This is a genomic window from Rhizobium sp. K102 (assembly GCF_022385315.1).
GTDB lineage: Bacteria > Pseudomonadota > Alphaproteobacteria > Rhizobiales > Rhizobiaceae > Rhizobium > Rhizobium croatiense.
The window spans coordinates 76,926-95,930 of the sequence record NZ_CP092435.1 but is presented as its reverse complement, the minus strand read 5'-3'; the positions used below and the strand labels follow the sequence as shown (position 1 = coordinate 95,930).

General features: G+C 60.1%; 19 protein-coding genes and 2 pseudogenes. 14 read left to right on the top strand and 7 right to left on the bottom strand.

What is annotated here, in order from left to right; translation table 11 throughout:
• The first annotated feature begins 129 nt into the window (after positions 1–129).
• The 8 genes from MHI61_RS04415 to MHI61_RS04380 all read left to right on the top strand — a co-directional run bounded on the left by MHI61_RS04415 (position 130) and on the right by MHI61_RS04380 (position 8,606).
• A complete protein-coding gene (locus MHI61_RS04415) occupies positions 130–1,263 on the top strand; it encodes a transporter substrate-binding domain-containing protein (protein WP_239789679.1) in 1,134 nt (377 codons plus the stop codon).
• Position 1,264: 1 nt separating this feature from the next.
• Entirely contained in the window at positions 1,265–1,888 is a 624-nt protein-coding gene (locus MHI61_RS04410; RefSeq protein WP_010030221.1) for an ANTAR domain-containing protein, read from the top strand.
• 188 nt (positions 1,889–2,076) lie between these two features.
• Positions 2,077–2,922, top strand: a complete 846-nt coding sequence (locus tag MHI61_RS04405; RefSeq protein ID WP_239789678.1) for a nitrilase family protein — start codon at positions 2,077–2,079, stop codon at positions 2,920–2,922.
• Positions 2,923–2,951: 29 nt separating this feature from the next.
• The gene (locus tag MHI61_RS04400) at positions 2,952–4,100 is read left to right on the top strand and encodes a substrate-binding protein (RefSeq protein WP_239789677.1); all 1,149 of its coding nucleotides are present in this window, start codon (positions 2,952–2,954) and stop codon (positions 4,098–4,100) included.
• Positions 4,101–4,150: 50 nt separating this feature from the next.
• Complete coding sequence (locus MHI61_RS04395) at positions 4,151–4,984, top strand: branched-chain amino acid ABC transporter permease (RefSeq protein WP_097608670.1); 834 nt, start codon at positions 4,151–4,153, stop codon at positions 4,982–4,984.
• On the top strand, positions 4,977–6,734 hold the full coding sequence (locus MHI61_RS04390) for an ATP-binding cassette domain-containing protein (RefSeq protein WP_239789676.1): 1,758 nt from the start codon (positions 4,977–4,979) through the stop codon (positions 6,732–6,734). The genes MHI61_RS04395 and MHI61_RS04390 overlap by 8 nt, the downstream gene beginning before the upstream one ends.
• Complete coding sequence (locus MHI61_RS04385) at positions 6,727–7,434, top strand: ABC transporter ATP-binding protein (protein WP_239789675.1); 708 nt, start codon at positions 6,727–6,729, stop codon at positions 7,432–7,434. The genes MHI61_RS04390 and MHI61_RS04385 overlap by 8 nt, the downstream gene beginning before the upstream one ends.
• An 11-nt stretch (positions 7,435–7,445) precedes the next feature.
• Positions 7,446–8,606: an amidase family protein gene (locus tag MHI61_RS04380; protein WP_239789674.1), complete on the top strand. Its 1,161-nt coding sequence runs from the start codon at positions 7,446–7,448 to the stop codon at positions 8,604–8,606.
• Positions 8,607–8,776: 170 nt separating this feature from the next.
• Here MHI61_RS04380 and MHI61_RS04375 read toward each other — a convergent pair whose 3' ends face one another.
• Together MHI61_RS04375 and MHI61_RS04370 are read right to left on the bottom strand one after the other, a co-directional pair.
• Positions 8,777–9,217 carry a DMT family transporter gene (locus tag MHI61_RS04375; protein ID WP_010027914.1) on the bottom strand — a complete coding sequence of 147 codons (441 nt, stop codon included), beginning with the start codon at positions 9,215–9,217 and terminating at the stop codon, positions 8,777–8,779.
• Positions 9,214–9,696: a DMT family transporter gene (locus MHI61_RS04370; RefSeq protein ID WP_097608696.1), complete on the bottom strand. Its 483-nt coding sequence runs from the start codon at positions 9,694–9,696 to the stop codon at positions 9,214–9,216. Before MHI61_RS04370 ends, MHI61_RS04375 begins: the two co-directional genes overlap by 4 nt.
• A gap of 179 nt (positions 9,697–9,875) precedes the next feature.
• Here MHI61_RS04370 and MHI61_RS04365 point away from each other — a divergent pair, with 179 nt between their 5' ends.
• Together MHI61_RS04365 and MHI61_RS04360 are read left to right on the top strand one after the other, a co-directional pair.
• Positions 9,876–10,688, top strand: coding sequence for a pirin family protein (locus tag MHI61_RS04365; RefSeq protein WP_239789673.1), 813 nt, complete (start codon positions 9,876–9,878; stop codon positions 10,686–10,688).
• A gap of 248 nt (positions 10,689–10,936) precedes the next feature.
• Positions 10,937–11,161 carry a hypothetical protein gene (locus MHI61_RS04360; RefSeq protein WP_064684578.1) on the top strand — a complete coding sequence of 75 codons (225 nt, stop codon included), beginning with the start codon at positions 10,937–10,939 and terminating at the stop codon, positions 11,159–11,161.
• Between the two features lie 308 nt (positions 11,162–11,469).
• Here the strand turns inward: MHI61_RS04360 and MHI61_RS04355 are convergent, their stop codons facing one another.
• Together MHI61_RS04355 and MHI61_RS04350 are read right to left on the bottom strand one after the other, a co-directional pair.
• Positions 11,470–11,670, bottom strand: coding sequence for a hypothetical protein (locus tag MHI61_RS04355; protein ID WP_097582271.1), 201 nt, complete (start codon positions 11,668–11,670; stop codon positions 11,470–11,472).
• 137 nt (positions 11,671–11,807) lie between these two features.
• On the bottom strand, positions 11,808–11,978 hold the full coding sequence (locus MHI61_RS04350; RefSeq protein WP_239789672.1) for a hypothetical protein: 171 nt from the start codon (positions 11,976–11,978) through the stop codon (positions 11,808–11,810).
• A 232-nt stretch (positions 11,979–12,210) separates the two neighbouring features.
• On the opposite strand from MHI61_RS04350, the gene MHI61_RS04345 reads away from it, so the two are divergent.
• Positions 12,211–13,476 (top strand): AraC family transcriptional regulator, encoded by a 1,266-nt coding sequence (locus MHI61_RS04345; RefSeq protein ID WP_239789671.1) that lies wholly within the window; start codon positions 12,211–12,213, stop codon positions 13,474–13,476.
• Positions 13,477–13,612: 136 nt separating this feature from the next.
• A pseudogene (locus MHI61_RS04340) lies at positions 13,613–13,751 on the top strand (IS30 family transposase); the annotation flags it as partial.
• A gap of 79 nt (positions 13,752–13,830) precedes the next feature.
• Here MHI61_RS04340 and MHI61_RS04335 read toward each other — a convergent pair.
• Positions 13,831–14,427 carry a TetR/AcrR family transcriptional regulator gene (locus MHI61_RS04335; protein ID WP_239789670.1) on the bottom strand — a complete coding sequence of 199 codons (597 nt, stop codon included), beginning with the start codon at positions 14,425–14,427 and terminating at the stop codon, positions 13,831–13,833.
• 121 nt (positions 14,428–14,548) lie between these two features.
• Here MHI61_RS04335 and MHI61_RS04330 point away from each other — a divergent pair, with 121 nt between their 5' ends.
• Positions 14,549–15,772, top strand: a complete 1,224-nt coding sequence (locus MHI61_RS04330; RefSeq protein WP_239789669.1) for an MFS transporter — start codon at positions 14,549–14,551, stop codon at positions 15,770–15,772.
• A gap of 98 nt (positions 15,773–15,870) precedes the next feature.
• Here MHI61_RS04330 and MHI61_RS04325 read toward each other — a convergent pair whose 3' ends face one another.
• Positions 15,871–16,278, bottom strand: a complete 408-nt coding sequence (locus MHI61_RS04325; protein WP_239789668.1) for a carboxymuconolactone decarboxylase family protein — start codon at positions 16,276–16,278, stop codon at positions 15,871–15,873.
• A 298-nt stretch (positions 16,279–16,576) separates the two neighbouring features.
• Here MHI61_RS04325 and MHI61_RS04320 point away from each other — a divergent pair.
• Positions 16,577–17,507, top strand: a pseudogene (locus MHI61_RS04320) (TauD/TfdA family dioxygenase).
• A gap of 47 nt (positions 17,508–17,554) precedes the next feature.
• Here the strand turns inward: MHI61_RS04320 and aspA are convergent.
• Entirely contained in the window at positions 17,555–18,982 is a 1,428-nt protein-coding gene (aspA, locus tag MHI61_RS04315) for an aspartate ammonia-lyase (protein ID WP_239789667.1), read from the bottom strand.
• Between the last annotated feature and the right edge of the window lie 23 nt (positions 18,983–19,005).

The following is a 19,005-nucleotide window of genomic DNA, read 5'->3' as shown; positions in this document are numbered from 1 at the left end:
TGGGACAGCGACCCCGCATCGTACCCGCTTGCAGCATCCCATCAAAAAGCACTAAGGGTATGGAAGTCGAAGGCGCGGAACTGAGGCATTCACCGCTTTCGATCCTCCAACACGTCGGAAAAGGCAAAGATGACAAGCTCCGAATGGCGGGTGGGAGTGCTGTTTTCCAGAAGCGGAATTAGCGAAGTTACGGAAACCGAGCACTTTCTTGGCACCGCACTTGCGATCGAGGAAGTCAATGCGGCGGGCGGCGTGCTTGGCAAGCCCATTGTCCCGATCGCCTATGATCCCGGCGGGGACCAAACCGCCTATCGCAATCTGGCGCGGCGCTTGCTGGCGGACGACGACGTCAACATCATTTTCGGTGGCTCGATGTCGGCCAGCCGAAAGGCCGTGCTGCCGATCGTCGAGCGGCACAATGGACTGCTGTTTTATCCGTCGATGTATGAAGGTTTCGAATATTCGGAGAACGTCGTCTATACCGGCGCCACCCTCAATCAGAATACTTTCGCGCTCGCGGAATATCTTCTCCGCCACCATGGACGCCGCATCCTCTTCGTCGGCGCGGATTATATCTATCCGCGCGAATCCAATCGGGTGATGCGCGATGTGGTAGAAGCAAAGGGCGGCGAAGTCGTCAGCGAGCGATATCTTCCCCTTCATGCCGACGAACAAACCTTGCGTTCGGTTATTTCCGATATCGTCCGCCTTCAGCCCGATGCTATTTTCTCGACGATCATCGGCCGGCCGGCGCAGCGCTTTTACCGCATGTATGCCGAGGCCGGAATCGATCGCACGAAGGTTCCGATCGCCAGCCTGACCATGGCCGAGAGCGAGATCCGCGAGATCGGAGCCGACGCTTGCACCGGCCATATTCTTTCGGCGACGTATTTCCAGACGGTCGAGAACGAGGCAAATGAGCGCTTCGTAAGTGCGTTCAAGGCCCGTTTTGGCCAGGACTGCACGACGAGCGTGTGGTCGCAGCCTGCCTATGCGCAGGTTCACCTCTTCGCCCGTGCGCTTGCCCGGGCTGGCTCGCTCGATACCCATCGTATTTCCGAAGAAATTCTCCTGGAGGACTTTCTTGCTCCAGAGGGCCGGATCAACTTCGACACCGATACCCGTCATCTCTGGCTGCATCCCCGCATCGGCGTGGCGCGGGCCGACGGGCTTTTCGACATTGCCTGGCAAGCGCCCGGCCCGGTCCGGCCGGACCCGTACCTGACGGCGTCGCGGTTCGAAGACGTTTGGTTGGAGGCCTGAGATGGCGGGACCCAGCAGGATCGTTCAGGATCTGCGGCGCGCACGCGTTCTTGTCGTCCATCCGCGCGACGAGGACGGCAACGTGCTGATCGCTCACCTCAAGCGCCTTGGCTGCGAGGTCCGGGCGACCTGGCCGCTTCCGCCATCCTTGCCTCCCGACATAGACACCGTTTTCCTGCATATCGAGGATGTGCATGTCGAGCACGCGCTTGAGATCATCGACCTCCAGCAGACGGCGATCATCGCCATCGTAACATATGAGAGCCCGACCGCCCTCCAGGCCATCATCGATCTCAACGCCCACGGCGTGATCAGCAAACCGTTGCGCCCGCTCGGCATCCTGACGCAATTTGTGCTTGCACGCTATCGGCAGAGCTACGAAAAACGGCTCGCCGGCAAGGTGCAGAAACTCGAGGAAACCTTGAAGAGTCGCCGGCTTGTGGAAAAAGCGGTTTCAGCGCTGCGGGCCATGAACGGTCTGGACGAGGAGGCGGCCTACAAGCTCCTGCGCGATCAGGCGACGTCCAAGCGCGTTCCGATGGCGACGATCGCCGAATCCATCATCGCCGCGCAAGACACCATGAAAAGCCTCGGGCTTTCCATCGGCGGAAAAAATCAACCTTAAGTCGCTCGAACTGCCGGCTTCGAAAATGCCTGCTAAGGCGGCTTGACGGTCACATTCTTTCGTGCCAGCCTAAAGATAACGAGCAGGTTTGCTCAGCGGCAGGGCTGCCGCATTCACATCATGGCTATGTAGCCTCTGGTTCACGGATTGAATTCCGTGCCAGAGGTTTTTTGCGTTTGGAGACGAGATTGAGTGTCAAGACCTCAACAGCGCGGACGGCAACAGTCGCAACCGTCCAGTTCGAACCGATCGTCGGTGATCGCGCCCATAACCTCGCGGCCATAGAGCGGCTGGCGAGGGCGGCCAAGGCCAAGGGCGCGGAGATCGTCGTTCTGCCGGAACTCGCCGATAGCGGCTATAGCTTCCGTGACGGCGAGGAGGTTGCCGCATTGGCCGGCCCGGTACCCGGCGGCCCGAGTGCCGAGGCGTTCCGCCGCCTTGCCGGGGAGCTTGGCCTTCACATCGTCAGCGGCGTTGCCGAGCGGGATGGCGACCGGTTTTACAACAGCGCACTTCTCTGTGGTCCCGAGGGATATATCGGCAAGTACCGCAAGCTCCATCTGTGGAACAACGAAAACCGTCTTTTCAAAAAAGGTGATCTCGGGCTGCCGGTATTCGACCTGCCCTTCGGCCGCATCGGCATCGCCATCTGCTACGACGGCTGGTTTCCGGAAACATTTCGCGAGTTGGCGCTGGCCGGCGCGGAACTGGTCTGCGTGCCCACCAACTGGGTACCGATGGTGGGTGCGGAAAGTGCGGCCGAACCGATGGCGAATATCCTGCACAAGGCGGCCGCCCATACCAATGGTCTTTACATCGCCTGCGCCGACCGGATCGGCATCGAGCGCGGCCAGTCCTTCATCGGTCGCAGCCTTATCGTCGGCCCGCAAGGCTGGCCAATATCCGGTCCGGCCAGTGCCGATCGCGAGGAAATCCTCCTGGCGCAAATCGATCTGTCGAGCGTGACGGAAACCCGCACGCTCAACAGCTTCAATCATCTGCTCGGCGACCGCCGAGCCGATGTCTACGGGTAACATCGACCCACTCAAGAAAGGGGAACAAAATGCAAATGAAAACCATCATCCTGACACTGGCATCTGCGGCATTCGCCACCGCAGCTTTCGCCGAGGACCCGATCAAGATCGGCGTGCCGGTCGGGCTGTCTGGCGCAAACAGCGTGGTTGCGCCGTCCGTCGTCCAAGCTGCGGAACTCGCCGTCGAAGAAATCAACGCCAAAGGCGGCGTTCTCGGGCGGCCGTTGGAACTCGAGATCGCCGACGACGCGTCAGGTGCTGCCGGCGCGCAAAAGGCCTTCGATTCCCTGGTTTTCCAGAAGGAGGTCAACGTCGTCATCTCCATGGAGACGAGCGCTGCGCGCAATGCCGGCCTGCCGATCGTTTCCAAGGGTGACGTGCCATACATCTACACGTCGTTCTACGAAGGCAAATCCTGCAACGCCAATCTTTTCGTCGATGCCTGGGTTCCAGAACAGCAGGTGCCGCCTGTCGTTGACAATTTCATCGGCAAACAGGGCGCCAAGAAGTTCTTCCTGATCGGATCGGATTATGCCTTCGGACGCGGCATGCTGACCTTCGCCAAGACCTATATCGAAAAAGCCGGCGGAGCGGTCGTCGGCGAAGAATATCTGCCGATCGACGGCAGCGACTGGACGGCCATCATCTCCAAGGTCCGTTCCTCCGGCGCTGATGCCATCATCACCTCGACGGCCGGCGGCGCACCGAACGTGACCTTGACCAAGCAACTGCGCTCGTCTGGCGTCACTCTGCCTTACGGCAATCTCGCGGTCGACGAAGGCACCGCCAAGAGCATGGGTGCGGATGCCAAGGACATCTTTCTCTCCGCATCCTACGTCACCGGTATCGACAGCCCAGACAACAAGGCCTTTCTTTCGGCCATGGAAAAGAAGTTCGGCAAGGAACTGCGCACGCCGAACGATCTTTCCGTGCCGCAATATGAGGCGATCTACCTTTACAAGGCAGCCGTCGAGAAGGCCGGCAGCACCGATACGGCGGACGTGCTCAAAGCCCTTCCCGACGTATCCTTCACCGGTCCGCGCGGCAAGATCTCGATGAACAAGCAGCACCATGCGCCACTGACGATGTATCTTGGGCAGGTGAAGGACGACGGCAGCGTGGCGGTCGTCGATAGCTTCAAAGACGTCGATCCCGGCGATCAGTGCCCGAATCTCTGAAACCAGCGTGGCGGGGCAGGCGCCCCGCCTCCAGCATCGGAGTTCTAGAAATGACGCTCTTTCTCGATATTGTCAGCTCTGCGGCCATTCTCTTCATCGTTGCCGCCGGGCTGCTCGCGATCTTCGGCGTGCTGAAGATCATCAATTTCGCGCATGGCGCGTGGCTGACGATCGGGGCCTACTGCGCTGTCGTCGTCAGCGGGTTCGGCCTCAATCCATGGCTCGCCATTCCCTTCGCCTTCCTGGTCGGAGCGATCCTCGGCGGTATCGCCGAACGGTTCATCGTGCGGCCTCTCTATCGCCGGCCGCTCGACGCCATTCTCGCAACCTGGGGCCTTGGCATCGTCATCGGCCAACTGATCACGCTCTGGTTCGGCCGCGACGTGCAGTTCACGCCGGCCCTGTTGCCCGGCACCTTCGATCTCTTTGGCACCGGCTACTCGGCCTACCGCCTTTTCGCCATTGCTGCGGCTATCGGTCTGGGTCTCGGCTTCACCTTGCTGCTTGATGGGACAAGGCTTGGTCTTTCCGCCCGGGCAGTCATCATGAATGAAACACTGGCGCGCGGGCTCGGTATCGATACCGAAAAGGTGCGGCTCGCAACCTTCATGATCGGCACCGGCCTTGCCGCCCTCGCAGGTGTGCTGCTCGCGCCGCTAACCAGCGTCGATCCCAATATGGGCGTCGCCTGGCTAACAGGCGCCTTCATGCTCGTGATGGTCGCGGGCTCTTCCTTCGCCGCGCTTGCCGCCGCCTGCCTCATCTTCGGTGCCGCTCAGGTGCTGGTCAGCACCTATTTCAGCCCAATCCTCGGCGGCATCACCGTGGCCGTCCTCTGCGCAATCACACTGCGCATACGTCCGAAAGGATTTGCCCGTGCGTGACAGACAAAAACTCCGGCTTGTCCTTCTTCTGGCGCTGGCGCTTGCAGCCCTCCTGCTGATCGTCTTCGGACCGATGTTTCTCGGCCGCTTCAGCCTCAACGTCCTGACACGTTCGATGATCTACGCCATGCTGGCGATCACCGTCGACCTGCTCTGGGGATATACGGGCGTTCTCACCTTCGGGCAGGCGGCATTCTTTGGCGTCGGCGCCTATTCCACCGCCATGGTTCTCACCCATGTCGGCGCAAGCCCGGGGCTTTTCGTCGTCGCCCTTGTCGCCGCCGTGCTCGTTCCGCTCGTGCTTGGCCTCGCCGTCGGCTGGCTGTCGTTCTATCACGGATCGACACCGCTCTATGCCACCGTGATCTCGCTCGTTGTGCCGATCGTCGTCACACAACTCGTCTTTTCGGGCGGCACCTGGACCGGTTCCTCGAGCGGCCTTGTCGGTTACGACACTCTGCCGCTCGGGCTTCCCGGCTATTTCCGCCTGTCGGGCGCCTGCCTGCTGGCATTGGCCATTGTTGCGATCGTCTTTGTCCGGTCGGACGCCGGCCGTCTGCTTGTGGCAATCCGCGACAATGAAGCCCGCGTCGCCTATCTGGGCATGAACCCAGCCCGGTTGAAAATCGTTTTGACGGGCGCTCTCGCCGGCGTATGCGGCCTGGCGGGCTTCCTCTATGCCAATGCGTCCGGCGTCGTCGCACCTGAAAACACCGGCTTCGTATTCGGCACTGAACTCGTCGTCTGGACGGCGCTCGGTGGCCGGGGAACGATCATCGGGCCCTTGTTCGGTGCTATCGGCATCGATTATCTGAGCGCCAGTCTTTCGGGCGATCTGCCCTTCCTGTGGCAACTGATCGTCGGGGCGCTCTTCGTCGTCATGATCATCCTTTTACCGGGCGGCCTCGCCTCGCTGGTAACGCGCTTCCTTAAGGCCGCAAACTCCAACAGCACTCTGAAGTCCCTGCCGACGCGCATCGTCGCCAAGGAGGGTGCACTGGCAAGCGAAAGCCTCCTGTCGATCCGCGGTCTCGGCAAGTCCTATGGCAGCCTCTCCGTCCTCAAGGGCATCGAACTCGAGATCGGCGCCGGAGAACTCGTCAGCCTGGTCGGCCCGAACGGCGCCGGCAAGACCACGCTGATGCGTTGTCTGTCCGACGGCACCCAGCAGATCGAAGGTCAAGTGGATATCTTCGGCACGAATATCGCCGGTCGTGCACCCGAACGGATCGTCGCGCTCGGCGTCGGCCGCAAATTCCAGGTCGCCAGCATCTTCGACAGCATGACCGTTGGCGAATGCCTGAAGATGGCGCGTCTCAGCCGCGAGAGACCCAACCCGATGCGATCGGCCGCCGAGATCATGCTGCCGGCAGCAGCGGCCGAAATCCTGACGCTCACCGGTATGGCTGATATGCTGGACAAACCGGTCTCGCTGCTGTCGCACGGTCAAAGGCAGGCTCTCGAACTGGCAATGGTCGTCACTCTGGAACCACGCGTCATTCTTCTCGACGAGCCGACCGCGGGTCTCACCAAGACCGAGCGCATGACCATCGGCATTATCCTCAAGAAACTGACGGACCAGATGGGTTTCGCCGCCATCCTGGTCGAACACGATCTGGATTTCGTGCGCGAGATATCGAGCCGCATCGTGGTTCTCCACCAGGGCAAGCTCGTTCTCGACGGCACGGTGAACGACGTGGTCAATTCGGAGACGGTTCGCACCATCTATGCAGGAGGCGCTCATGGCTGACCCGTTCAAACTCAAGCTCAGCGGCGTATCGAGCGGATATGGCGCGGTGAATGTCGTCAACGGCGTGTCGCTCGCCATCCGGCCCGGCGAAATCTTCACCCTCATGGGCAAAAACGGCATGGGCAAAACGACACTGCTGAAGACGATCCTCGGCTTCCTGCGTGTCGGCAAAGGCAAGATCGAGGTCGATGGTGCTAATATCACCGACAGGAAGCCCACCGAGCTCATCGCTTCCGGCATCGGCTATGCCCCTCAGGAATTGCCGCTGTTTCAGGATCTTTCCATCCGCGACAATCTGCGCTTGGCGCTCAAAGGCGATCGGGATCTGGCGTCCGCCCTGGAGCGGGTCTACAGCTATTTCCCGTTCCTGAAGGACCGGCTGGCGCAGAAGGCCGGCACGCTTTCGGGCGGTGAGCAGAAGATGCTGATCCTGGCGCGGGCGCTGATGCTGCGGCCAAAGCTGCTGCTCATCGATGAAATCTCCGAAGGCCTGCAGCCCTCTGTCGTCCAGAACATCGCCAAGGCGTTGAGGGATGACCGTGAGCAACGCGGCACGACTATCCTGCTGGTCGAACAGAACCTGGATTTCGCCCTTTCGGTGGCGGACCGCTGGGCCATTCTCAAACTTGGAGCGATCGAAGACGAAAGCCCCAATGGCCCGGACAGCCGCAACCGTGTCCTGCAGCATCTGAAGATCTAGGGAGCGGTTAAGTGCAGGACCGGTGGAATGCATTCATGCCCTATCCGGACGCGGATATCGGCCACGCGGCCATCGGCTTGCTTTCTGGCCTTCGCCTCGCAGTAAAGGACCTTTTCGACGTGGCCGGCTATCCAACCGCGGCCGGCAATGCCGCGGTGCTCGCTGCCTCCGGCATCAAGACGGCGACGGCGCCTTTGGTTCAGACGCTCTTGGATGCCGGGGCCTGTTTCGTCGGCAAGACCAATACGGACGAGCTCGCCTATTCCCTTATTGGCGGCAACATCCATTTCGGCATGCCGAGAAACCCGCGAGATCCTAACCTTATTCCCGGTGGATCGTCGTCCGGTTCAGCCGTCGCGGTTGCCGCTGGTCTTGCTGATCTCGGCCTTGGAACCGACACTTCCGGCTCCATCCGGCTGCCCGCCGCCATCAACGGCCTCATCGGCTGGCGACCGACACATGGAAGCCTCGACAACAGGGCAGTGCGTCCGCTGGCGCCAAGCTTCGATGTGCCGGGTTTCATGACGACAAGCCTTGAACCAATGGCCGCGGCGATGAGCGCCGTCGGCATGCCCGCGGCAAATGACCGACCAATATCCATTCTCATTCCCGAAGATATCTTCGAAACCATCGACGACGCGACCGCCGATGAGATCATCGCCAGCCTTCGATCGGCGGCCATGCCTATCCGTAAGATCGATTCTATATCCTCAGCCAGCCTGGCGGATCTTGCTGTGGCGTTCATCGCCATCCTGCAAAAAGAAGCCTGGGCAAGCAACAAAGCGCTCTTTGAGCAGAGTCCTGAAGCCATTTCTCCCGATATCGCCGCGCGTCTTCGATCAGGTTCGCGCCTGGACGAAAAGGACGTGCGCGAGGCATGCAGGATCCGCAAGCTCTTTTCCGGGGAGATTGACCGATTGCTTTGCGAAAGTGTGGTTGTTGCTCTTCCGACATTGGCAGTTAGCCCGCCCACACGCGATGCAGGGCCGGAAAGTTTCGCCGCATTTCGTTCCGCCTGCATCAAGCTTCTGTGTCTCTCAGGTCTTGGCGGCTGCCCGCAACTGGCTTTTCCAATCGGCAGGGGCGCTGGAAACGTTTCGCTTTCCTTGCTCGGCGCACGGAGCGCCGACAGTATGCTGATGAATGTGGCCCGGCGACTAAGAGCTGAGTGAAAGAGCAAGCAACGGATGGCCGACTGGTTTACGAAATACCTCGCTTGAGGAGGCCGTTGCCCGAATGATCTGCGGGTAGGCGGCGTCCGCCATTCGGAGCAGCCTTGCTACAGGCTTGCATTCCCGCGCACCTCAGGATTGCCTTGCTCTTCGACCTGCGCGGGGCTTGATTATCGCTCACCGTCGACCTTGCGCCGTCCCCGGCTGACCATCATTCCACCGATGATGAGGAGAATTCCGCCGGCGTTCGCCCAGAAGGACGCCGGCACCGCATTGATATAATCAAACGCCACCCCCGTGACCATCTGCCCGCCGATGATCAGCAGAGCCGAATTGACCGCGCCGATCCGCGCAATCGCCCAGCTGCCGGCGGCCACGAAGACAACGCCGAGCGGACCGCCGAGATAGGCATACCAGGGCGCCTCGGCGGCGCCCGCAGGAAGCAGGCCTCCGACGAAGAGGCCGAGGCAGGTGAGGGCGGCAAAACCTATCGCGTGATTCCAGAAGGATGCGATCAGCGGCGTCGTCGAGATGCTCAACCGCCCATTGAGCTGACGGCTGAGGCCGACGAGCACGCCGCCCAGGCAAGCGAGGAGAACGAAGAGCGTCACGCCGCACCTCGCCCGAACAAGATGATCAGCACCGCCCCGGCAACAACCAGGCCGAGCGCAACGATGTCACGTCTATCGGGATGCCGCTTTTGCATGCCGAACAGCCCCCAGCTATCGGCCGCGAGGCTGAAGACGACCTGGCCTGCCAGCCCCAAGGCCAAGGTGCCGGAGAGCCCGAGCGGGGAGTTGACCGTGGTCGAGGTCAGCATCACCGTTGCCGCCCCCGAGAGCCCGCCGAGATAGGCCCATAGAGGCGCGCGCAGGGTTTGTTCCGGCTTTGGCCGCCGCCGGTGGACCAGCAGCAGAAGAATGATGGCTGCGACCATGCCGGTGCCGTGCGCGGTCCAGGACGAAAACAGCGGATTCCCGTAGCGTGCCAGCTCGCCGTTCAGGTGCACCATGAAAGTCAGGAGGCCGCCCGTGGCAAAAGCGCCGGCAAAATAGATCGGATGCGGATTTCGTGCGGCGTCGATGGTCATTGGAGATCCCGTCAGCGAATCGGTTGCGGCGGATGTTTTCAGATTGCCACTAAGGCCATTCATCGGCATCGTCAGCAAGATGATTACCACCACCTGCCTGTTGGCGGTGTTCGAGCCCCGCAGCGCTTCGTGATCGATTGATAGCGGCAGAGTTCAGCCTGGCAGGCATGGAGGACACGATGCTGCTCAAGGGCGAACGAACATTCGTGGTGCGGGATGCAGGAGGCTTCGTCGCGCACGTCAACATGCCGGGATGGCTGAAGCCGAAACCGCGTGACCACGGCCACGGCCCTCTCGCCATGATCGTCGAATCCCTCCTGGACCCCGGCCGCCTGATCGCGATGCATGAGCACCGGGACGACGAGATCGTCTCCTGGGTGCCGGACGGCGTGATGCGCCACGACGACAAGGCCACCGGCCGGCTGGTGGTCGACCGCGACCATCTGATGGTGATGAATGCCGGAACAGGCTTCTGGCATTCCGAGGAGACGCTGGCCTCCGATCCGCCGCTGCGCATGCTGCAGATCCTCATCCGTCCGTCCGCGGCCGGTCTCGATCCGAAAATTCAATACGGTCCGATCCCCGCGGCCGCGGCGAATGTCTGGCGGCATCTGGTCGGCCCGGAAGGGGAGGGCGCGCCGTTTTATGTCCGCAGCGCCGTCGACATCTTCGATATCCGGCTGGATGCGGGCGCGCGGGCGGAATTCCCGCGCAAGCAAGGCAGGGATCTCTATTTCTACGTCTTCAGCGGCGCCGCCCTCGCCGGCGGCCAGACCTTTGGCGAAGGCGAGCAGGGGCTGCATCTGTCCGATGCCAGGCTCGAAACAGAGGCGAAGAGCTCAAGCCTCCTGGTCGCCTTTCTCCTCGACCCGAACGCGCCGTTCGCCAGGCAGGGAACGGTCGGCGACCACAGGAGGATCCCGCCGGCCATCATCATTCGCGCCTTTCTGAAATGGCGGAAATTTCGCCAGCTGTTGCGGCGCGCTTCATAGCGGCGCCCTTTGATCGATGATTACCGCAAGTCGCTTCCGCTTTCGGCAATTGTGCGGTAGCCTGTGCGTTCGTTCATCGCGCGAAGGTTTCGCTGCGACCCAAGAGACGCCGAGGACGGGCGAGTTGCGACCGTCCAGAGTTCGGAACAGTTTTCGTCAGCCGAGATAAGGCTGAAAATGCGATTGTGAACGGAACAAGCATGCCTGCAATTGGGTTTCGAACCTTAGCGTTCAAAAGGAGGAGCATTATGCCGACGGTTGCTGCGACACCCATTACTCCGCCCGACCAGCACGTTGTCACCGCCCGCGAAGCCATCGAGCCGCTTTATGAAAAGCTCGAGCTTCAAACGGAATCGCTCGTTCTCTCCGCAGCGCTGGAAGCAGGATGGTCTCCTGATGAGGCAACGGAAGCGCTGGCCGCACTCAGACTGCAGGACGCACTCTCCATCCTCGACGAACGAACCGGCCAGTAAGTCGAGAACAAATCGACGAGATCGGGTGGTGGTATCTTAGGATCGCGGCGCCGGCTTCCTCGCTCATCTTACGCGGACGATCAATCCCGCTCGTGTACGAGCCGACCAACGGAATGCCCATCTCCGGCGCGGCGATTGATGTGATGGAAACCACTGCGGCGCCTGACAGTGCTGCCGTCTCATTGAGACAGAAGCGATCATTTTTCTAAAGCGCGTCGCGTCAAATTTGATTCATGCGACGCGCTTCAGCTCTTGTTTTGATGCATGTCGTTATCCCGGAACCGCCGCACATTTCCGGGCGGCACGCATTAATTCGGTCGAAGCTTTTTGGTCGCGATCAGCATGACGAGATCCTCGGAGGCATCTGCGAGCGCCAATGCCAATTCCGCAGCCGACCATCCATGTTTCTGCAAACTGACGAGCATCTCAACCATTGCGACTTCGACCTCTCGTCTGCAGCTCGAAAGCGGCTTCAATTCGATATGTTCCTCATCACATGCGGTAGTCATCTTAGCCTCCATTCTGCCACATGGGCAGCGTCGCAAAAATTCGCCAATGGGTGGATATGTAAGGGTTGCGTGCAAGCCTCGGGCTCATTACGCATCGACACAGACGGCCTCGGCTGCGCGCAACCCTTCGCGCGCCATCAGTTGCCGATGTCCGGCCTCAGGAGCGTCTCGCATGAATGTGAGCAGGGAAAACCCGCACGATTGGCGATAGGAATTTTTCCTGGCGCCTGATGGTTGTGCGGAGAAGAACTGCTGTCGTAAGCCGACGCTCGCGCAAAGCGCGCACGAATATTGCCCAGATAGTTCACGACCTATCCTCCTGTTCTCGCATTTTTTGTTTTGAATAAGTGTCGTTTCACGTTGAGGGTGCTTTGAAACTGCATTGCACCGGCAAGTGAGCTTTTTGGAATTTCCGAACGTTTTCGGAATTAACCATTGCTTAATTAGATACAGGAACAGGACGCGATTGTCGTTATCGCCGCATCCTGAAAATTATCGGTGCGTCCATTTCTGCTCGCATAGGAATATGATAAGTAACTTATGCACGTAGAGCTTCAGTCGATTCGGTTCCATCGAATGGGTTGCGCGGAGGTTTCAGCCGCGAAAACGATTGCTTGCTTCAGTTTCAACAGCCCGGATCGGCTATGCGCTGGAGGAATTGGATGGTTACGGAGTTCTGGAGATGACCCCGCTGGTGGACGGGAGTGGCCGGCCCATTTGGAGCGGCGGCGCTGGCCGCGCGAACCGTCCCCGCAGAAAGAACATCGGGCGGACGTTCCGCCGGCACTGGTGCCGTTGCGATTTTCGACGCAAGACCTGCCGCCGAAAGAACAGTTCCAGTCCTGGCGATCCCACATGGCGCCGCTTGTGGATGTTCATCTGCCGGACGGAAAATCAGAGGACGACGGTTTTCTTGCGGAACAGACCGGCTGGCATCTCGGCGATATCCTCATCGTCCAGCAGCGCGCGCAGGCATGCAGCTATATTCGCGATCAGGCCATGCTGCGATCGAGCCCAATCGATCACTGGAATGTCGGCGTACTGCGCAGCGGCCGGGCCTGGACCGAGGCCAATCGCCATGTAACGGAGACCGGCCCGGGTGAGATATTTTTCAGGTCGCTTGGTTATCCCTACCGCGGGCGGATGACCGATTCAGTCGCCGTGCTCGTCTTCCTGCGCTATGAACTGCTGACCCATGATGCGAGTCTTCTGCAGAACGCCAACAACACCGTCCTCTCCGGTAGCCTGGCTGAATTGCTCGTCAGCTATATCAACGGCCTGGAAGCGAACCTCAGCAATTTGACGGTGGAGGAGGTGCCGCGGATCATACGGACGATCGGCGATATGGTCGTTGCATGCGCTGCATCGTCCACAAGTTTGGATCGCGCTCAGGAACAGGCCAATATGGGGCTGATGGAGCGGGCGCATCGCTATATTCACCTCAATCTTCATTCCGATAGCTTGACGCCGGAGGTCATGTGCCGCGCGCTGGGCATCTCGCGGACGCGGCTCTACCAATTGTTCGAAACGAGCGGGGGCGTCTTCAATTACATTCGCAAACGTCGATTGCTGCAGGCCTATGCAGATCTCACCAACCCGACCGACAACAGGCCGATCTCGGAGATTGCCGAGGCCGCCGGCTTCGACGTTGCAGCCAATTTCACGCGCGCCTTCAGCCACGAATTCGGGCTCAGCCCGCGTGAAGTCCGAAAGACCATCGCCACTGAGCGCCCGGCCATTCCCGCAACACGTTCCATGCGACATTTTGGGACAACGATCGGCGATTGGCTGACACTTGCACGTTGATGCAGAAATGCACCAATATTGTCGAATATTTTTCAATGCGTTATGCGGCTGCGTTTGTTTAACGCATTCAAGTTCCATAAGATAGATTACGCCACATATTGCAATTTAAAACTGCTGTGAATGTCCCGACTGCTATTTGCAGCTGACCCTCGCCGATCGCCGTCGCCTGCACCGGCCTGTGGAACGCAAGGTGCCGGTCAATGAGATGGCGCGCCAATTCGGCCGGCAAGGCGCATAGCGGCTACTTCTCGACGGTTGCCAACGATCTCCGCCAGCCCTAGCTGACTTTTCTGCCCTGGGCGCTCCTTTCTGCGATATGGCTGGCGATCGTACCAACAAGTCGACAGCGCCAGCCTAGTCAACTTTATTGGCGCGCAGGCCTTCCAAAAAGGTTCGAAAACTCTCTACAGCCCGCTTCGCGATGACATCCGGATTTTCGGCATTAGCGATCCATTGCGCCGCACTGCTGCTGGCGGCGTTGATCAGGCGAGCACCGGCTTCAGGGTCGATATCGACGATGACACCTTCTTGTTTCAAGGTCTCGAGACTTTGGGCAACCGCGGCGATGCAGCCGTTTGCATTCGGCCACTGCGATGGATCACCGAGAACGGCCGGCCCATCACGAAACATGATGCGCTGAAGTTCCGGCTCCAGCGCCATTAGGACGTAACCAATATTCTCATCCACGAAGCCCTGCCAGCGCGTCGATGCCATAGAAGAGATCTCGCAGAGTCGGGCCGTCATCTCGCTGTCGATCTCGGCAACAACGGCCGCGAACAGTCCTTTCTTGTCGCCGAAGTGATGATAAAGAGCGCCGCGCGTCAGTCCGGCTTTACCTGTAAAGTCGTCCATGGAAGCTTCGGCGTAACCAGAGGCACCAAATGCTCTTCGGCCCGCAGCCAAGAGCTTAGCCCGAGTCTCAGCAATCATTTCATTACGTGACCTGCGCATAGGTCCTCCATCATCCATTCTCATACGTATCGTATGTCAATTGACATACGCCGTGCATTTGATTACACATTTGCATACGTTGCGTATGTACGTGGCGTTAGCTCTAACACGGAACACGCCGATGCATAATCCATATGTAGAAATTTTCCGCGCGCCCGGTACCAAAAGCTTTTCCGCTGCAGGTTTCTTCGCCCGCCTTCCAATAGCGATGGCGCCGATCGGTATCGTCGCCATGCTTTCTCAGACTCATGGAGAATATTGGCTCGCGGGCGCTGTCTCCGCGACCTTTGCACTGACCAACGCCGTGATCTCCCCGCAGATTTCGCGGCAGGTGGATCAGCTGGGCCAACGGGCCGTCCTGATCCCCACCACCGTCGTCTCGGTGATCGCATTCGGGACGCTGATCGGGGCCGCAAACCAGGGTTGGCCTTCGTGGACGCTGTTCCTCTCGGCACTCTTTGCTGCAACAATGCCCAGTATTCCAGCAATGCTGCGTGCCCGCTGGACAGAGATCTTTCGCGACAGACCTGAGCTTAACACAGCCTTCGCCTTTGAATCCGCTGCGGACGAACTTGTCTATATCGCTGGCGCGTCGCTTTCTGTCGGCCTGGCCGTCTCGCTGTTCCCGGAGGCGGGCATGATCGTGAGTACTCTCTTCATGGCGCTCGGCAGTTTTGCCTTTCTCGTGCAGCGGTCGACAGAACCGAAAGTGCGCCCGGTCGATATGGACACCCACCAACGGTCGGCAATCTGGCTGCGCCCGGTCCAGATTATCACGCTCGCGTTGGTCTTTGTCGGCTCTACCTTCGCCACGGCTGAGGTCAGCGCTGTTGCAATTACCAAAGAGCTCGGGCGGCCCGAAGCTGCCAGCCTCGTCATCGGCGTTTATGCCATTGGCTCTTTCATGGTTGGCCTCATAATTGGAGCAATAAACCCCAAGCTGGCCCTCCAACGCCAGCTGCTAATCGCCGTCGGCGTGCTTGCGCTCACCGCTCTACCACTTCTTGTCGCGAGCAGTTCTGTCTGGTTCCTTGCGTTCGCAGTCTTCGTGAGCGGCATCGCCATCTCACCCGTCTTCATCACCGCCTTCGGGCTCATCGAGCGCCGCGTGCCGGAATCGATGCTGACGGAAGGTGTGACCTGGGTTATGACCGGCATTGGAATCGGTATGGCGCTCGGCGCCTTCGTCTCCGGCTGGGTGGTCGACACTTACGGCCCGAGCAATGGTTTTTGGGTTTCGGTCGCAGCCAGCTTGTCTGCAGTACTGATCGTAGGCATAGGTCAGCAGAGTCTCACTGGAGACCGAGCAGTGGCGCCGCTCCCGCTCAGGCAACCTGCAGAGTGATACAACCGCGTTCCCCATCTTCGCTTTCGCTCGCCGCTGGCAGAAGTACGCCTTGCGGCGAGCAGTCGCACGCCTTGATGCGAATCGTCCGTTGTTTCCTATCGCACCTCGAATTCCGGATCGGGCGGAACCTGCATGGCGAGGGCGAGATGGTTTGTCTGCGCGGCGAGCCCGATGATCGTCAGGAGTTCGCCATGTTGGGCATCGGTCATCCCTCGCGCCCGGGCGGCTGCGGTGTGGGATTGAACGCAGTACTGGCAGGCATTGGCCGTCGACACCGCTATGTAGATCATCTCGCGGGTCAACAGATCGATGGCGCCTTCGACCGTCATGACCGATTTGAGCGTCTCCCATACCCGCTTGAGGTTTGCGGGGTCGTTTGCAAGAGCACGCCAGAAATTGTTGATGAAATCGGTCTTGCGTGTCGCCCTGATGTCATCGAACACGGCTTGCACGGCCGGAATGGCTGCGGCCTCTTGATCCGACAGAAGTTTCACTGTTGCCATCGAAAGTTCCTTTCCGGGCGCCGATCTACGGCCGCAACCATGATGTTGCTCGGCGATCCGACGCCGCTGGCGGAAGATACGGAGAAACGGCAGCGGCCGCCAGCCTCCCGCTGACGAGGAAATCGAAGCGGCTGTTTCACGAAAACAGGCAAAATTAGAAATTATTGTCTACAGATTTTATAGATTATGCGGTTCCATAGCCCTCTCGACTTCAGCGTTGAATTTCGAACGCCCAATGGATGCATCCTTGGGCGCATGTGACCTGCCGACTTCTTCCCAAATCAAACAGGAGATTTCCATGAGCAATCCGGTTCTCGTAAATCAGATCATTCCCGAGTTCCGATATCGTCCCGCTGACCGGCCGTGTCGGAGCCGAAATCAAGGGTATCCGCCTCGGCGGAGAGCTTTCGGATGCAATGGTGGCAGCCATCAACCAGCTTCTCCTGAAGCACAAGGTCATCTTCTTCCGCGATCAGGGACATCTTGACGATCCCGAACAGGAAGCTTTCGCGCGCCGCCTCGGCGATCTCGTGCCGCATCCAACCCAGGGACCGGTCTCCGGCACGGCGTCCATCCTCAATCTCGATTCCAGCCGCGGCGGCGGCAGGGCGGACCAGTGGCACACCGACGTCACCTTCGTCGACGCCTATCCCAAATTCTCCGTCCTTCGCGGCGTCGTCATTCCGGCGGCCGGCGGCGACACGATCTGGTCCAATACCCATGCCGCATATGAAAGCCTGCCGGCACCGCTGAAACTACTGGCGGACAATCTATGGGCCATTCACAGCAATGCCTATGACTATGCCGCCGTGCGCCCTCGCGCCAGTGCCGAAGAGAAGAAACATTTCGAGGAAGTATTCACCTCGACCATCTACGAGACCGAGCATCCTGTTGTCCGTGTCCATCCGGAAACCGGCGAAAGAACGCTGCTGCTCGGCAACTTCGTTCAGCGCCTTGTCGGCCTGTCGAAGAGCGACTCCGCAAAACTCTACGAGGTGTTCCAGTCCTACGTCACCGCCCCGGAAAATACCGTGCGCTGGCGCTGGAGCGCCGGGGATGTGGCGATCTGGGACAATCGCGCCACCCAGCACTATGCCGTCAACGATTATGGCGACCAGCACCGCGTCGTGCGCCGCGCCACCGTCGACGGTGACGTCCCCGTCAGCATCGACGGCCGCCGCAGCGTAACCCACGTCAAGGCTGCCAAGCCGCAAGCAAAGGCGGCGTGATCGCCCACATCTGAGTGTCGCCCGGAAGCTAAGTGAGCCGCACGCCTTTACGAGAAGGAAAGCTTCTCGCTCGGCCGGGTTAGCGTTTCCGGGCGCAGCACCGCATCGAGATGCTCCTTCTGCATCAGGCCGCGTTCGAGAAGGATTTCGTAGACCCCTCGTCCCGAATGATGCGCTTCCAGCGCAACCTCGGTGGCGTTGCGATAGCCGATATAGGGGTTGAGCGCCGTCACGATGCCGATCGATTGCTCGACCATCTGCCGCAGCCTTTCGCGGTTGGCGGTGATGCCTCGAATGCAATTCGCCTCGAGCGTCAGGCAGGCATTGGTGAGATGACTTAGGCTGCGATAGAGGCTGTAGAAGATCACCGGCTCGAAGGCGTTCAGCTGCAGCTGGCCGGCCTCCGCGGCCATGGTGATCGTCACATCATTGCCGATCACCTCGAAGGCGACCTGGTTGACGACCTCCGGGATAACAGGATTGACCTTGCCGGGCATGATCGAGGAGCCAGCCTGGCGTGCCGGCAGGTTGATCTCGTTGAAGCCGGCGCGCGGCCCCGAGGACAGAAGCCGCAGGTCGTTACAAGTCTTGGAGAGCTTGACCGCCACACGCTTGAGAACGCCCGAAAGCTGCACGAAGGAGCCGCAATCCTGCGTCGCCTCCACCAGGTCAGGTGACGTCACCAGATCGACTCCGACGATATCGGACAGGCGCTCGCGCACCAGCGCCGCATACCGCGGATGGGCAGTGATGCCGGTGCCGATCGCCGTTGCGCCGAGATTGATCTCGCGGATCAACGAGACCGCTTCGGAGAGGCGCGCCTCGTCCTCCGCCAGCATCAGCGCATAGGTTCCGAATTCCTGCCCCAGCGTCATCGGCACGGCGTCCTGCAACTGGGTGCGGCCCATCTTGAGGACGTCGGCGAACTCGACCGCCTTGACCTCGAACGAGCGGCGCAGGATCGCCATGGCGTCGACCAGACGGTGAACGCCGATCCATGCGGCAAGCTTCAACGCCGTCGGATAGACGTCGTTGGTGGATTGCGAGAGATTGACGTGCTCGTTCGGATGCAGGTGCTGGTAGTCGCCGCGGGCATGCCCCAGGATTTCGAGCGCTCGGTTGGCAATCACCTCGTTGGCGTTCATGTTGGTCGAGGTTCCCGCCCCGCCCTGGATCAGATCGACGACAAAATGGTCGTGCAGCGCCCCGTCGCGGATTTCGATGCAGGCCGCAATGATCGCGTCGGCCCGCTCCTGATCCAGAAGGCCGAGGCTAACATTGGCCTCAGCCGCCGCATGCTTGATCGCCGCCAGCGATGCGATCAGATCCGCCGATTCCTTCAGGGTCTGACCGGTAATCGGAAAATTCTCGACCGCGCGCAGCGTATGCACGCCGTAATAGGCAGAGGCCGGTATGTCGCGATCGCCGATCAGGTCGTGCTCAACGCGGATAGCAGTCATATCGGATGTCGTCATGGCAGGAACTTTCGAAAGGGGCG